The 14,809-nt window shown below is 34.1% G+C and carries 11 protein-coding genes and 1 pseudogene; 10 read left to right on the top strand and 2 right to left on the bottom strand.

Annotated features, from left to right (window positions below; translation table 11 throughout):
- Positions 1-143 precede the first annotated feature (143 nt).
- The gene (locus tag EZY12_17440) at positions 144-1,394 is read left to right on the top strand and encodes a hypothetical protein (GenBank protein ID QSX66568.1); all 1,251 of its coding nucleotides are present in this window, start codon (positions 144-146) and stop codon (positions 1,392-1,394) included.
- A 346-nt stretch (positions 1,395-1,740) separates the two neighbouring features.
- Here the strand turns inward: EZY12_17440 and EZY12_17445 are convergent, their stop codons facing one another.
- Together EZY12_17445 and EZY12_17450 are read right to left on the bottom strand one after the other, a co-directional pair.
- Positions 1,741-2,844 carry a GTP-binding protein gene (locus tag EZY12_17445; GenBank protein QSX66569.1) on the bottom strand — a complete coding sequence of 368 codons (1,104 nt, stop codon included), beginning with the start codon at positions 2,842-2,844 and terminating at the stop codon, positions 1,741-1,743.
- 272 nt (positions 2,845-3,116) lie between these two features.
- Positions 3,117-3,734 (bottom strand): Uma2 family endonuclease, encoded by a 618-nt coding sequence (locus EZY12_17450; protein QSX66570.1) that lies wholly within the window; start codon positions 3,732-3,734, stop codon positions 3,117-3,119.
- 131 nt (positions 3,735-3,865) lie between these two features.
- Here EZY12_17450 and EZY12_17455 point away from each other — a divergent pair, with 131 nt between their 5' ends.
- The 9 genes and pseudogenes from EZY12_17455 (at position 3,866) to EZY12_17495 (ending at position 14,808) form a co-directional block, all read left to right on the top strand.
- Entirely contained in the window at positions 3,866-5,314 is a 1,449-nt protein-coding gene (locus tag EZY12_17455; GenBank protein ID QSX66571.1) for a cysteine--tRNA ligase, read from the top strand.
- A 90-nt stretch (positions 5,315-5,404) separates the two neighbouring features.
- Positions 5,405-6,094 (top strand): annotated as a pseudogene (locus EZY12_17460) (hypothetical protein).
- A 632-nt stretch (positions 6,095-6,726) separates the two neighbouring features.
- Positions 6,727-6,981 (top strand): hypothetical protein, encoded by a 255-nt coding sequence (locus EZY12_17465; GenBank protein QSX66572.1) that lies wholly within the window; start codon positions 6,727-6,729, stop codon positions 6,979-6,981.
- A 671-nt stretch (positions 6,982-7,652) separates the two neighbouring features.
- Positions 7,653-9,089, top strand: coding sequence for a TldD/PmbA family protein (locus EZY12_17470; GenBank protein ID QSX66573.1), 1,437 nt, complete (start codon positions 7,653-7,655; stop codon positions 9,087-9,089).
- Positions 9,090-9,188: 99 nt separating this feature from the next.
- Positions 9,189-9,932 (top strand): Uma2 family endonuclease, encoded by a 744-nt coding sequence (locus EZY12_17475; protein QSX66574.1) that lies wholly within the window; start codon positions 9,189-9,191, stop codon positions 9,930-9,932.
- 3 nt (positions 9,933-9,935) lie between these two features.
- Positions 9,936-11,285, top strand: coding sequence for a TldD/PmbA family protein (locus EZY12_17480; GenBank protein QSX66575.1), 1,350 nt, complete (start codon positions 9,936-9,938; stop codon positions 11,283-11,285).
- 161 nt (positions 11,286-11,446) lie between these two features.
- Complete coding sequence (locus EZY12_17485; protein ID QSX66576.1) at positions 11,447-12,562, top strand: DUF262 domain-containing protein; 1,116 nt, start codon at positions 11,447-11,449, stop codon at positions 12,560-12,562.
- 2 nt (positions 12,563-12,564) lie between these two features.
- Positions 12,565-13,947: a DUF3696 domain-containing protein gene (locus EZY12_17490; GenBank protein ID QSX66577.1), complete on the top strand. Its 1,383-nt coding sequence runs from the start codon at positions 12,565-12,567 to the stop codon at positions 13,945-13,947.
- 3 nt (positions 13,948-13,950) lie between these two features.
- On the top strand, positions 13,951-14,808 hold the full coding sequence (locus EZY12_17495) for a hypothetical protein (GenBank protein ID QSX66578.1): 858 nt from the start codon (positions 13,951-13,953) through the stop codon (positions 14,806-14,808).
- The last annotated feature ends 1 nt before the right edge of the window (position 14,809 follow it).

Raw genomic sequence — 14,809 nt, forward strand, 5'->3', positions numbered from 1 at the left:
AACTTTTGTCATCTATCTAAAGATAGATTGTAATGACTAATTAATTTTGAAAAAATTAAAGCCATAATTTCTGCAAATTTAGTAAAATACCGAATAAAGACTTGATTTTTTAGATACGCACTCTTTATATTTTGAAATTACTTATGCCTAGGTCACTGAGAATTCATCATAACTATATTAATGAAATTAAGTCAAAAATTATACAGCAAGGCTATCGGACTCAAAGAGCTTTAGCTGATGATGCAGGATTATGCTTAACTACAGTTAGCAACTTCCTGAATGGTAAACCCGTTGATTGTGCAACCTTTGAAGAACTATGTCGGAGATTAAGTCTAGATTGGCAAAAAATCAGTATTTCAAATACTAAAATAGTATCTAATCCTCTATACTTGTACGGAGAAATACGTAAAAAACAAACAAAGATATCAAATCAAGACTGGGGAACAGCGATTGATATTTCAGCATTTTATGGCCGCAGCCAAGAACTGACACAACTAGAATCATGGATTTTGGAAGATGGCTGTCACTTAGTAGGATTATTTGGTATGGATGGAGTTGGTAAAACAACTTTGGCTACCCAACTGACAAAACAAATTCAGGATCAGTTTGATTACGTTTTTTGGCGTTCAGTGCCAACAGTCCCATCTTTTGATAGTATGATCACCGAGATGCTTTCCTTTATTTCCCATCGTCGGGAAAGTACACCCAATATCAATCAGCTGATATATTATCTGTATGAACACCGATGTCTCATTATTTGGGATAATCTAGATACGGTTTTGGATGTTGATTATATCAAATATATTCAGTTAATCCGGATCATTGCAGACACGAAACATCAAAGCAATTTAATTTTTACCAGTCGAGACAAACCTGTTGAACTCACTGAATTAGAGGGGTGGTCATTATCATTCCGTTCTTTGAGGTTGACTGGTTCATCAGAAATAGCTTTTTCTCTGCTACAATCAAGGCGGCTATTGGGAACGGATCAACACAAGTATGAATTATCCCATTCTTATGGTCATAATCCCTTGAAAATTAAAATTGTTGTTAATATTATTATTGACTTATTTGATGGTAATATTGAAGAATTCCTCAAACAAAATACATTATTAGTCAGTAATTATATAAACAGCTTACTGGAACAACAGTTAAATCCCCTCTCGGTTCTAGAATGGCAAATTATGTACTGTCTGTCCACTGACCAGCGATTAATAAACCTTACGGGTTTGGCGCAAAATCAAAATATATTACCTAATGTTTCTATATCCCAACTTTTACAAGCAATAGAGAGGCTATATTCACGATCTTTAATAGAGAAAAAAGCGGGTATGTACAGTTTGCAATCTGTTCTCAGGGAGTATGTCATAGAAAAATTTATTAATAAATTATGATTTTATTATATATAAGCTTTAAAAATCTGATTTGCAGTAAGATCTAATTCAGGAAAATTTTGGGAAATAATCCGTTCATGATCTCGAAACTTGCTAATTTGATATTCTTGATCAATTAAATTACAAACAGAGATTGTCGGTTGTTTAGGATTACCAATAAAATTCCTTATACAGCACTTTCCGGTGTTATGAGGTACATATCCAGCGGGCAAGATGCCCGCACTACAAGAGTTTTATAATTCAAGTTTGTACCTCATTAGAGCGAAATCTGCTGTATTATAGCATTGACAAAAAACAAGAACCCCGAATTCTTCAAGAAGTCGGGGTTCTGGATATTATTTAATTACTACTTCCCAAATCCTTTACCTCTACTAATAGAAGGAAGACAAATACAGTTTTCTAACTGCTGAAGTAAGGTTTCGGTATCCAGATTTTGACCAATTAACACTAACTGATTTTTCTTTTCACCTTTCCATTGATCATCATCAATAGTGAAGCGTTTACCGCAAAGATGGAAAATATGCCGTTGAGGACTTTCATCAAACCACATAATTCCCTTAGCACGGAAAACATTTGTGGGTAATTGGTTATCTAGGAAATGTTGAAACTTTCTAATGGAAAAAGGTTTTTCACTTTGGAAAGAAATAGAGATAAAACCATCATTTTCTAAGTGGTCAGAATGGTGATGATGTTCATGATCATGGTGGTCATGGCCACAGGTAGAATGATCATGGTCGTCATGATGTTCATGTCCAGAATCATCATGATCATGATGTTCTTCTGCGTGAGAATCAAAATATTTATCAGATTGAAACAAACCGACACTGAGAATTAAAGGGAGGGGAACTTGTGATTTTGTTGTCCGAATAATTCTAGAACCTTCTTTGATATTGTTGATTTTTTTCTCTAATTCTTGCAAAGTGGTTTCATCAACCAAATCAGTCTTATTGAGAATAATTACATCACCATAAGTAATTTGACTCAAAGCTGCTTCAGAATTGAATAAATCCAAACTATAGTTTGCCGCATCAACTACAGTAATAATAGAATCTAACCTGGTTAAATCTCGCAATTCTGAACCCAAAAATGTCATGGCTACAGGTAAAGGATCTGCTAAACCAGTGGTTTCTACAACTAGATAATCTAGCTTTTCTTCCCGTTCTAAAACCTTGTAAACAGCATCAACTAAGTCATTATTAATGGTGCAGCAAATACAGCCATTACTTAATTCCACCATGTTTTCATCAGTGGAAACAACTAATTCATTATCAATGCCAATTTCACCAAATTCATTCACTAAAACCGCAGTTTTTACACCTTGCTGATTTGTGAGAATATGGTTAAGTAAAGTCGTCTTACCACTACCTAAAAAACCTGTAATAATAGTTACTGGTAAACCTTGTTTGGCAACTTCCATTGTCTGAGATTCGGAACTAACAGTTGTTTGCATAGTCATAAAGGAGGATTTTGGTGTATTTTAAATTTTATCTTGATTTTGGTCACTCGACATGACAAAAGAAGGGAACAGGGAACAGGGAACAGGGAACAGGGAACAGATAAGAAACTTTAGTTTTGAGTTTAGAGCTTCAGTCAAAAAAAAGATATTTTTACAAAATGCGTAGCCCGAAAAAAACAGTGTCATTATTTCAATCTCATGTTTTTAAACATGAGTTTTTCCTGTTCCGGTGTGCCTATTCCCTGTTCCCTCTGACAGTAACATATTTACATACCAGCTTGAAAAATTTGGTTAGCAGTTAAGGTCAATTCTGGAAAAGTTGGTGATACTATAGTTTCATTTTCTCGAAATTGTCTAACTTGATATTCTCCATTGATTAAATCATAAATAGAAATAGTTGGTTGTTTAGGATTTCCTATATAGGGAGTTCCACCTAAAGCTAAATAATCAATAATCCAATATTCAGGAATCCCAATTTCTTCATAGTCTTTGACTTTTGTTAAGTAATCAACACGCCAATTGCTACTAACAACTTCAATCACTAAGGGAATTGATGCTGCTTGAGTAACTGTAGCTTGTTTTTTCCATAATGGCTCATTGATTAAATTAGAACGATTTAGTATCAAGACATCTGGTGAGTAAGCTGATTCATTTTCAGGTTGTTTTACTAAAACCGTTTTAGGAATACGGTAGGGTAAATTTAAGCGCAGATATTCCGCCGTAGCTATCTCAGCCAAAAAACTACTAATATCTTCATGATCTCCTAAAGGTTGATTCATTTCAATAATTACTCCATTATGTAATTCATAATACTTTCCCTCTGGCTTCCATTGCACAAATTCTTCAAAAGTTACTGATTTAGTCTTCGGTAATGTTTGAATCATACTTTACCTCTATCTGTTAGTGTTAATAACCATAATTATAGCCAATTATTAGCTACTAAAATATTCAATTACGCCATTGTCATCAACTTGCGTTATCATTGTTTATCGTCAGATTCCCGCATTACTCTGTTATGACCCTATCTATTTACAATACTCTCAGCCGTCGTCAAGAACAATTTACCACCGTCGAACCTGGAAAGGTGAAAATGTATTGCTGTGGCATGACGGTTTATGATTACTGCCATTTGGGTCATGCGAGAACGTGCATTGTTTGGGATGTAGTCCGTCGTTACCTGCAATTTATTGGTTATGATGTGCGTTATATCCAGAATTTTACTGATATTGATGATAAAATTCTTAAACGTGCCAGAGAAGAAAATTCTTCAATGGAAGAGGTTGCAGAACGCTACATTCAAGCATATTTTGAGGATATGTCGCGGTTGGGAATTAAAGAAGCTGACGAATATCCCCGCGCTACACATACCATCAATGGTATTCAAAGATTAATTCACGATTTAGAACATAAAGGATTTGCTTATCCTGCTGATGGTGATGTGTATTATTCTGTACAGAATTTTGAGGAATATGGCAAACTTTCAGGACGTAAATTAGAGGATATGCAAGCCGGCGCAAGTGAACGGGTAAATATCGAAGATGCAGAATATCAAAAGAAGCGATATCCCTTTGATTTTGCCCTGTGGAAGGCTGCAAAACCCGGTGAACCTGCGTGGGAGTCTCCTTGGGGAAAAGGTCGCCCTGGATGGCATATTGAATGCTCGGCGATGGTGCGCGATCGCTTGGGTGATACTATAGATATTCATGCTGGTGGTGCTGACTTAATTTTCCCCCACCACGAAAACGAAATTGCCCAATCGGAAGCCGTTACAGGAAAACCTTTAGCAAATTATTGGTTACACAATGGCATGGTAAAAGTTGATGGGGAAAAAATGTCCAAATCCTTGGGTAATTTTATCACCATTCGCCAATTGTTAGATCGGGGTGTAGACCCAATGGCGGTAAGATTATTTGTGATGATGGCACAATATCGTAAACCCATAGATTTTACCGATGATGCTATATTAGCAGCAACAAATGGCTGGCATACTATCAAAGAAGGATTACTTTTCGGCTATCACCATAATCAACAATTGGGAACTGAAACTAATTTAATTTCTCATAGCTACATTGATAAATTCAAAGAAGCCGTTAATGATGACTTTAATTTCCCTGGTGGGTTAACAGTAATTTTTGAATTAGCTAAAGAACTAATTCGAGAAGGGAATATTATTGTACATCAAGGAAAAACAGAAACTCCAGCCCATGAATTACAGCAAAAATGGCGAACATTAATTACATTAGCAGATGTTTTGGGTTTAACCGCCCAACCAGAAACAAAAACTCCTACACAGGATGGTATAAGTAATGCAGAAATTGAAGCTCTAATTCAACAAAGACAAGAAGCAAGAAACGCAAAGAATTTTGCCGAATCTGACCGTATTCGTGATGAAATAAAAGCAAAAGGTTTTGACTTAATTGATACAAAAGGAGGTGGCACACTCTGGCATCCCACCATTAATTAAATATGCGTGACCTAAAACCCTTGTAGAGACGTTCCATGGGTAGGGATTCTCGGCTCTACATTCATAATAAATTCTAAAACAGAGGCAAACATGACAGAGGTAACAGCGAACTATGATCAAACATGGAAAGAAGCCATAGGACAATATTTTGAATCATTTTTACAATTCTTTTATCCAAAAATATACGAACAAATTGACTGGAGCAAACCCCCTATTTCTTTAGATAAAGAACTAGAACAAATTACTGCATCTAGTCAAACAGAAAAACGTTATGCGGATAAATTGTTTCAAGTCTGGTTATTGAATAATAAAATAATTTGGATTTTGATTCATATAGAAGTCCAAAGTCAATATGATAAACAGTTTCCTCAAAGAATGTTTATCTATAATTATCGTTCATTTGATTTATTTAATAAACCAGTAATAAGTTTAGCAATATTAGGAGATGAAAACAAAAGTTGGCGACCGAATAGTTATGAATATGGTTTAGGAGATAGTAAAGTTAAAATCAAATTCAGTACAGTGAAACTCCTAGACTATCAATGGTCAGAACTAGCTGCAAGTAACAATCTGTTTGCTATAATAATAATGGCACATCTGAAAACCAAAGTCACTACTAAGGACTTAACGCAAAGAGAACAATGGAAATGGAACTTAGTCAGACCATTGTATCAAAAAGGCTTAACTAAATTCGACATTATTAATTTAGTCAAGTTCATTGATAAAATGATGACGTTACCACCACCATTGCAATTAGAGTTTAAGGATAAATTAGAACAGTGTCAGTAACCCAGCCCTAAAGGGACTGAGCTTGCAAGAGAAATCAAACAAGCTGTACTGACCAGACCACCCTGAGCATAGTCTAAGGGTAGCCGTTATTTGAGTCACGACACCTTGGAATGCGAAGCTAGTTCCCCGATCTGTCGCTTGTGATTAAACAGTTCTAAGGTCACTGGAACAGTGTTGCAAGCCTAACAAGCTCTTATAACTGGTCGAAGCTAACATTACCCCAGAAATGGGAGGCTCTTCGGAGCAAAACATTATGCGTACAGAGTTGGAAAATTTGAATCGGTAATTGTCCCGTTGAAAGTACATCACAAAAGTACCCCTAATTTCCCGACTCCAAGGCGGTAATGAAAAAATATTCAAGACGGTTAAAACCGCTTGAGTCGTTTCCCTCTCAGCCTAGGCTGTTGACTTTGTGTGTTTTTGAGGGATTTTTCAGAAAATTATTCGTGTTATTTTTTGTTTGTGGGAAAACCACTGCAACAGCCGTTTTCCCGCAAGAACACACGACATATTTTTTGCATGAAGCCTTATGGGGTAAAGGGTTCAAAGTCAACAGCCTACTCTCAGCCCTAAAGGGACTGAGTTTCCCGCATACCGCGAGGTCTTATGAAAAGGAGTTAAATATGCCTTTCCTCAGCACTATTGAAGAATTTGCAGAAGCAAAAGGTGAAATCAAAGGAGCTAGAAAAAACTGCCAAGACAATATTATCAAAATTCTAGCTAATAGATTTGATGATGTTCCAGAATTGATGAGCAATTCTATCACAAAAATTGATGATATGCTTATTCTGGAAAATCTACTTTTGTCGAGTATTAGTGTTCCCTCATTGGAGGAATTTCAAAAGTTAATTGATGCAGAATTACAGCAAAATCAATGATATCATATCTCTGATTTCTTCTATTACGAGGGAGTCAGAGATAACCATAACAAACTACTAAAGTTCAAAAATTATTACTTTGATATTTAGCAATTGATTAAATGCAGACAATACTAGTCGTTTAACTTACAGTTTCTATAAAATTTGGTACTTTACCTGAAAAATTAATGAAAACTATTCAGCAAATTGATAATTTAACGAGTTTAAAACAACTACTTGTACAAACCATCAGCGTTAATTCACTGGATGAGTTTCAAACATTAATTAATGCAGAATTAGGGGTCAAATGAGTAATGATTCCGAAAGTTACGATCAGGATTTGACAACCTTCTGGTAACATTCTGATTGACATGAATAAAACTGTACCATTTGAACGCCTCCAATTTTTGTAGTCTGAAATCCTTATGGCTACGTTGTGAAATGCTGTATCAAATAAACCTTGGGTTAATTGGTACGTTGAGAATTACCAAAAATATTGATTGACATAATGCTTATCCAGTATGGCTTACAGTCTTAGCGTAACTTTCTGTGCGATTGCTCATTTACCCCCCCTAGTATTGTAGGGTGCGTTAAGATGAAATCTGTAAGACACCTTTATCAAAAATTTGGTGTGTTACGTTATCACTAACACACCCTACTGAATTTTTAATGCTCAATTTTTAATTAATATCATGTGGAAAGAACTAACAAACGCAATTTCTCATTTAAACATCCCTGCTGATTGGGTAGGAATTAGAGCCGTTAAAACAACTTCTACCCATCATTCCGTGCGTGATGGTTTACCCCAAAGCAATGGTAAATCATTGGATATGGGAGCAATGATAGAAGTTATAGTTGATGGTTGTTTAGGCTATGCAGCCACCAACTCCTTAGATGTTTCTAGCTTACAAAATGCTGCGGAAATCGCCTACAAACAAGCATTAGCCGCTAGTAAATGGTGGATATATCCCCTTAGTGAAAATACCCGTCCCAAAGTAGTTGGTGAATATAACTCGCCATTTTTAGAACCATTTAACGCTTTTAGTCCTGGAGAAATCAACAATCTATTAATTCGGATTTGTCAGCAACTCAAAATTAACGATAAAATCATTCAAACTACAGCCACCGTCGGTACAGATCAAAAAGAAACTTGGTTTGTGAGTAGTAACGGTTCAGAAGTATATCAAAATATTCTATCTCTTAGTCATCATTTTGGAGCGATCGCTCAAGACGGCGCAATCGTCCAACCACGCACCAACAACGGCGCTCATGCAAACTCTTATCAAGGAGGTTGGGAACTGTTCAAACACGATAATTTATGGCATCAAGTTCAAAAAGTTGGTGAACAGGCATTAGAATTATTAACAGCGGAAGAATGTCCAACTACTCGGACTAATTTAGTTTTAGCGCCAGATCAAATGATGCTACAAATTCATGAAAGTATCGGACATCCTTTAGAAATTGACCGCATTTTAGGAGATGAACGCAACTATGCCGGCGGCAGCTTTGTTACCAAAGATGATTTTGGTAAATTAGAATATGGTTCACCGCTGATGAACATCACCTTTGATCCTACAGTACCAGGTGAATTTGCCAGTTATAGTTTTGATGATACTGGTGCAGTAGCTACCAAAGAATATGTTATTAAAGAAGGCATTTTACAACGCGGTTTAGGCAGCTTAGAAAGTCAAGCTAGAGCAGATTTACCCGGTGTTGCTTGTGCGCGAGCTTGTTCCTGGAATCGTCCCCCCATAGACAGAATGGCTAACTTAAATTTAGAACCAGGAAATGCCAGCTTTGAAGAAATTATCTCAGGAATAGAACATGGTATTTACATGGAATCTAACCGTTCTTGGTCAATAGATGATCAACGTTATAAATTTCAATTTGGTTGTGAATATGCCAAGCTAATTGAAAACGGTAAACTTACTAAAACCCTTCGTAATCCTAACTATCGTGCTACCACACCAGAATTTTGGCATAGTTTAATTAAAGTTGGTAATGATTCTAATTGGCAAATATACGGTACACCTTTCTGTGGTAAAGGAGAACCAAATCAAGCCATTTCTGTAGGTCATGGTTCACCGATTTGTGAATTTGCAAATGTTGAGGTTTTTGGTGGTGGTTGATAACATTTTTCCTGCTTTCTTCCTTCTTTCTAACTCCTGACTCCTGACTCCTCCTATAAATGCTACAATGAACAAGTAACTACTTGATGCCATATCAATATGATCATTGCTCAAGAATTAGAATTGCAACAAAACATCTGGGCAGATGTCATCTTTCCTCCTAGTGATTTATATAGTGACGAACCTCCTGTGGAATCAGAACTGCACCTAGAGCAGATTATGCTCTTAATTAAATGTCTCAAATGGTTGTGGAAAGATAGATATGATTTCTATGCTGCGGGAAATCTTAGTATTTACTATAGTCCTAACCAGAAAAAATCAGAATATTTCCGGGGTCCTGATTTTTTCGTCGTCTTGGAAACTGAACGCAAAACCCGTAAAAGTTGGGTAGTGTGGGAAGAAGATGGTAAATATCCTAATTTCATTTTAGAAATTCTTTCCCCAAGTACAGCTAATACTGATAGAGAATATAAAAAACAACTTTATCAAAATACTTTTCGCACACCGGATTATTTTTGGTTTGACCCTTATACATTAGAATTTGCAGGTTTTCATTTATTAGATAATAAATATCAACCTTTGGAACTAAATGAAAAAGGACATTTATGGAGTGAACAGTTAGGTTTATATTTAGGAATTCATCAAGGATTGTTAAGGTATTTTACTCCAGCCGGGGAGTTAGTCCCGACACCTGAAGAAAGCGCGGAACAGGAAGCTAGAAAAGCAGAAATACAAGCTAACAGAGCAGAACAAGAAAATCAAAGAGCAGAACGAGAAGCTAGAAAAGCAGAACGTTTAGCCGCAAAATTGCGAGAACTAAATATTGATCCAGAAACAATTTAAAAAATGAAAATAGTAGAATTATCAACTTTAGAAAAAACTTTCAATCAACTTGTGGAAACTCTGCTGATTAAAAAGGCAGAAAATGAATATTTCACAGTCAGACTTAGTAGCGAAAGTAGTCAATTTACTCGCTTTAATTGTGCCAAAGTTAGACAAACTGGCTGTGTTGATGATGGTGGGATTCAACTTACATTAATGGCTAATCAACGCAGTAGTTCTCGTCAGTTTCCTTTTACCGGAAATTGGGATATAGATTGGGAATTAGCTTATACAGCTTTACAAGAATTGCGTGATGAATTACCATTATTACCAATTGATCCTTATTTAGTTTTACCATCAGGAAATAATACCAGTAGGGAAGTAAATACTAGTAAATTACTCACTCCTGAAATATTAATTTCCAGTATTCTCGAACCTGTGAATAATTTAGATTTTACTGGTATGTATGCTGGAGGAATTGTCATCAAAGGTTATGGTGATTCTAGTGGACAAAAACACTGGTTTGCAACTGATTCCTTTAATTTAGATTATTCCTTATTTATGGCATCAGGACAAGCTGTTAAAGGAACTTTTGCTGGGAGTGAATGGAATGAAGCTGCTTATCTAGCTAAAATAAATGATGGAAAACAGCAATTAGAAATGCTATCTCGTCCAGTCAAAGAATTACCAAAAGGACAATATAAAACTTATTTCGCTCCGGCTGCGGTGGCTGATTTATTGGCTATGCTTTCCTGGGGTGCTATCAGTGAGGCAGATATTCAACAAGGTAATAGTGCTTTAGTGGCTTTATCACTTCAAGAAAAACAACTTTCTCCAAAATTCACTTTAAAAGAAAACTTTCAAAGCGGTTTAGTTCCCAGATTTAATAATTTGGGAGAAATGGCTGTACCGGAATTAACTTTAATTGAAAAAGGTATTTTAATTAATAGCTTAGTTAATTCTCGCACAGCTAAAGAATATAATAAACCCGCTAATGGTGCGAATAGTTCAGAAACATTACGTTCTCCCGAAATTAGCCCTGGTAACTTGGCATTTGCAGAGATTTTACCCAGTTTAGATACAGGATTATATGTTTCTAATTTACATTATTTGAACTGGAGCGATCGCCCATCTGGCAGAATTACAGGTATGACTCGTTATGCTTGCTTTTGGGTAGAAAATGGCGAAATTGTCGCACCTATTGAAAATCTGCGTTTTGATGAAAGTCTTTATCGCTTTTGGGGAACAGAAAATCTCATAGATTTAACCAACTTCCAAGAATTTATTCCCGAAGTGGGAACTTACGAAAGCCGACAATTAGGAGGTAGTTTAGTTCCTGGTATGTTAGTGAAGGATTTTACCTATACATTATAAACCTAAAATCAGATCCCCGACTTCTTAAAGAAGTCGGGGATCTAAATAATTTTTATTTTTGAATTTGAACTTGATCTTTAATCACTTGTTCATCATACTTATAAGTAATATCTGCTAACTAAGCAAAGCCACCACTTTAGATAAGAAAAGGAGTCACAAATATGTATGATCAATTACAAGATAGCGATGTTATCGAGAAAGATGAAGATACTGCTGAAGAAGACAGAGATGATAACGGAGGTTTATATCCTTATCATCCAAATGCAGCAGACATTGACATTCGAGAAGAACCACAAACAATTTTCGAGTTAATGAGAAAATATGATAATGGTAAACTGATTATTGATCCTGATTTTCAACGCAATCTCGTTTGGAAACCAGAACAAAAAAGTAAATTTATTGAATCAGTTATTCTTAACTTTCCCTTACCTCCTTGGTATGTTAATCAAACCGTAGAAGGTAAATATATTATTGTAGATGGTTTACAACGAACATCAACTTTACATGAGTTTGTTAATGATGAATTTAAATTAAAAGGTTTAGAAGCTTTAACTGATTTGAATGGATATAATTTTTCAGGACTCAAAAAACTCCCTGGTGACTATCAAACCAGAATAGAAGATAAAAAACTTAATCTATATTTGATCAGACCTTCTGTACCAGCTAAAGTTGTTTATGATATTTTTAATAGAATCAATACTGGTGGTACAAAACTTGAACGTCAAGAAGTTAGAAATTGTATATTTTCGGGAAAATCTACTCAACTACTCAAAGAATTATCAGAAACAGACTATTTCAAAAGAGCCATTGATTATGGAATATCCGCTACAAGAATGAAAGATAGAGAAGTTATTTTGCGCTATTTAGCGTTTAGAATTTTTGATTATGAAAAAGAATATCAGAATGATTTAAGTGATTTTGTTGAAAATGCAATGAAAAAGATCAATTTGATGTCAGTTCAAGAATTAAATGCTTTAAAAAAAGATTTTAATGACGTAATGAATTTGACTTTTGAGTTTTTTGGAAATAAGAATTTCCGTTTACCAGTAGGAAAAAGTAGAGGAAAAATAAATATTGCTATTTTTGAATCTGTTTCTTATTTCTTTTCTGTAAATAACGATCAATTCCTAGAAGATAATAAAAAATCTATTCAAGATAATTTTGATAAATTGCTAGAAAATAAAGAATATATGAATGCAGTTAAATATGGTACAAATAGTAGAAGGAAAGTTATTATTAGATTTAAATTAGCACAAGAAATTTTAGGAAATGTATAGGTATGCTAACTCAAATTAAATTAGAAAATTTTAAATGCTTTAAAGAAAGAACTTCTTTTTCATTAGGACAATTAACACTGCTTACAGGAATCAATGGCTGTGGTAAGTCAACTTTGCTTCAGTCTTTGCTGTTAATGCGACAATCTATTGATCATAATGAAAACACTGATCAAATTTTGTTGAATGGTAGCTGTGTAAGTTTAAATAGTTTTAATGACGTTAGAAATATAAACAATTCTAGAAATGAAGACATTATTTTGCAATATTGTTACAATAAATTAGTTGAAATTTATGATACAAGTAATCCTAGTAAGTATACTAAATTCAACATAAGTGGAGATGCTAAATACTTTTTGAGTGAAAATTCAGAAGATGACATGGTAGGGAAAATTCAGAAAATTCAATTTTACGATAAATTAGGATTAAATTTTTTGCAAGATGAGCATATTAATAAAAGTGATTTATATAAAATAATTTCTGTTTATGAACCTCGATTAAGTAATTTTTTAAGCAAATTTATAGTTCATTATAATATTAATATTATAGATAAAAATAATAATACAAATTCATATAGTGGAGGTACTCTTATAAATAATTTAATACCTGAACAACATTATTTTATGGTTGATAATATTGATAATATATATCAGAAAATAGCATCAGAGTGGTTACATAAATCTTTAAACTTTAGTCATATTCACTATATCTCCGCAGACCGTCTGGGTCCTCAAGAATATTATTTAAAATCTACCATCAATAAATTTCCCAACGTTGGTGCAAAAGGTGAATTTACAGTTAATTTACTCTATAAAAAAAGAGATGATTTAGTTAATGAAAAACTATGTTTAGGTGAAGATGCAAAAACACTAGCTACCCAAACTGAAGAATGGCTTAACGAAATATTTAATGGTGCAAAAGTTGAAGTTCCCAGTTCTCAAAGTAATATACTCGAACTTTTATTTAATACTAGCGCATCAAAAGACCGTTTTAGACCAGCTAATGTGGGATTTGGATATAGTTACATTTTACCTATTGTTGTTTCAGGTTTGATTGCTAAAGAAGGAGAAATATTAATAGTCGAAAATCCCGAAGCACATTTACATCCCAAAGCACAATCACGACTAGCTAAATTTTTAGCTAAAGTGAGTAGTTGTGGTGTACAAGTTTTTATTGAATCCCATAGTGATCATATTTTAAACGCCTTGCGAATCGCTGTTCTTGATGATATTATTACTCATGAAGACTTAAGTATATTATATTTTCAACAAAATCCAGAACAGCCAGTTGTGAAAATTCCTGTACAACCCAATGGGGGAATTGAAGAATGGCCAGAAGGATTTTTTGACCAAATGGATAAAGATTTTGCACGACTTTTCGGGATGTAAAAAATGGAAATATTTATCAATGAGGTGTCTCTACAGGGTCAGTATCTTAACGAAGCAGAATTTCGGGATGCAGTGAAAACATTCACTGCTATTTTTCTGTTAATTAATGAAAAAATTCAAGATAAGAAGCTTTACAAAGAAGAAATTGATAGAATTAAAATTTATGAAGCAATTAGAGATTCTACATTTTCTACCAGTCTTAGTCTACTTAAAGACAAATCTTTGAAAACAGCTTTTATTAATATAGTTTTTAATAAATCAAATCCCCAAGAATGGCGTACCGAAAAATTACATTCTTCAGAAGATTTATTTGATTGTTTAATTAGTGATGATAATTATAAAAATGTTAGTGATACTTCATTAGCTGAAGTTACAGAACGAAAATTAAAAAGTCCTAACAGTGAATATTTACTAATTAATTTTCCAAATTCTAGTTTTATAATGGAACATCCTGATATTAAAAATAATTGTCTAATTACTATTATTAAAAATAATAATGAAATCAATCTGATATGTTTAGATAGTATAGACAGTAAATTAGCACTGGAATGTTGGTTAGAACATAAGCTAAATTTAAGTCAATTAGAATATTCTTTAGATAGCGAAGAACCTCCAAGGGACAAACAGACAATTTTACGAGATACCACAAGATTTAAAAAAACAGCAAATAAATGTCAAGGAAGAATTATTTATCTTGAATCAAATACAGAACGCTATTGGTATGTAGATAATTTTCATGAGGGTAAAGCGGCTCATTTAGAAGTTTTTGATAAAACAGGTAAAAATCATCTTGGAGAAGCAGATTTAGACGGAAATATTAATTATTCTAAAAGCGATTCAGATAAAACTATAGATGTTTAGT

Source organism: Dolichospermum sp. DET69, from assembly GCA_017355425.1.
In the GTDB taxonomy this organism is placed as follows: domain Bacteria; phylum Cyanobacteriota; class Cyanobacteriia; order Cyanobacteriales; family Nostocaceae; genus Dolichospermum.

Coding starts and splice junctions, on each gene's coding strand:
- EZY12_17455 (QSX66571.1), top strand. CDS start 3,866: ATGACCCTATCTATTTACAATACTCTCAGCCGTCGTCAAGAACAATTT.
- EZY12_17495 (QSX66578.1), top strand. CDS start 13,951: ATGGAAATATTTATCAATGAGGTGTCTCTACAGGGTCAGTATCTTAAC.
- EZY12_17485 (QSX66576.1), top strand. CDS start 11,447: ATGTATGATCAATTACAAGATAGCGATGTTATCGAGAAAGATGAAGAT.
- EZY12_17480 (QSX66575.1), top strand. CDS start 9,936: ATGAAAATAGTAGAATTATCAACTTTAGAAAAAACTTTCAATCAACTT.
- EZY12_17470 (QSX66573.1), top strand. CDS start 7,653: ATGTGGAAAGAACTAACAAACGCAATTTCTCATTTAAACATCCCTGCT.
- EZY12_17475 (QSX66574.1), top strand. CDS start 9,189: ATGATCATTGCTCAAGAATTAGAATTGCAACAAAACATCTGGGCAGAT.
- EZY12_17490 (QSX66577.1), top strand. CDS start 12,565: ATGCTAACTCAAATTAAATTAGAAAATTTTAAATGCTTTAAAGAAAGA.
- EZY12_17465 (QSX66572.1), top strand. CDS start 6,727: ATGCCTTTCCTCAGCACTATTGAAGAATTTGCAGAAGCAAAAGGTGAA.
- EZY12_17440 (QSX66568.1), top strand. CDS start 144: ATGCCTAGGTCACTGAGAATTCATCATAACTATATTAATGAAATTAAG.
- EZY12_17445 (QSX66569.1), bottom strand. CDS start 2,844: ATGCAAACAACTGTTAGTTCCGAATCTCAGACAATGGAAGTTGCCAAA.
- EZY12_17450 (QSX66570.1), bottom strand. CDS start 3,734: ATGATTCAAACATTACCGAAGACTAAATCAGTAACTTTTGAAGAATTT.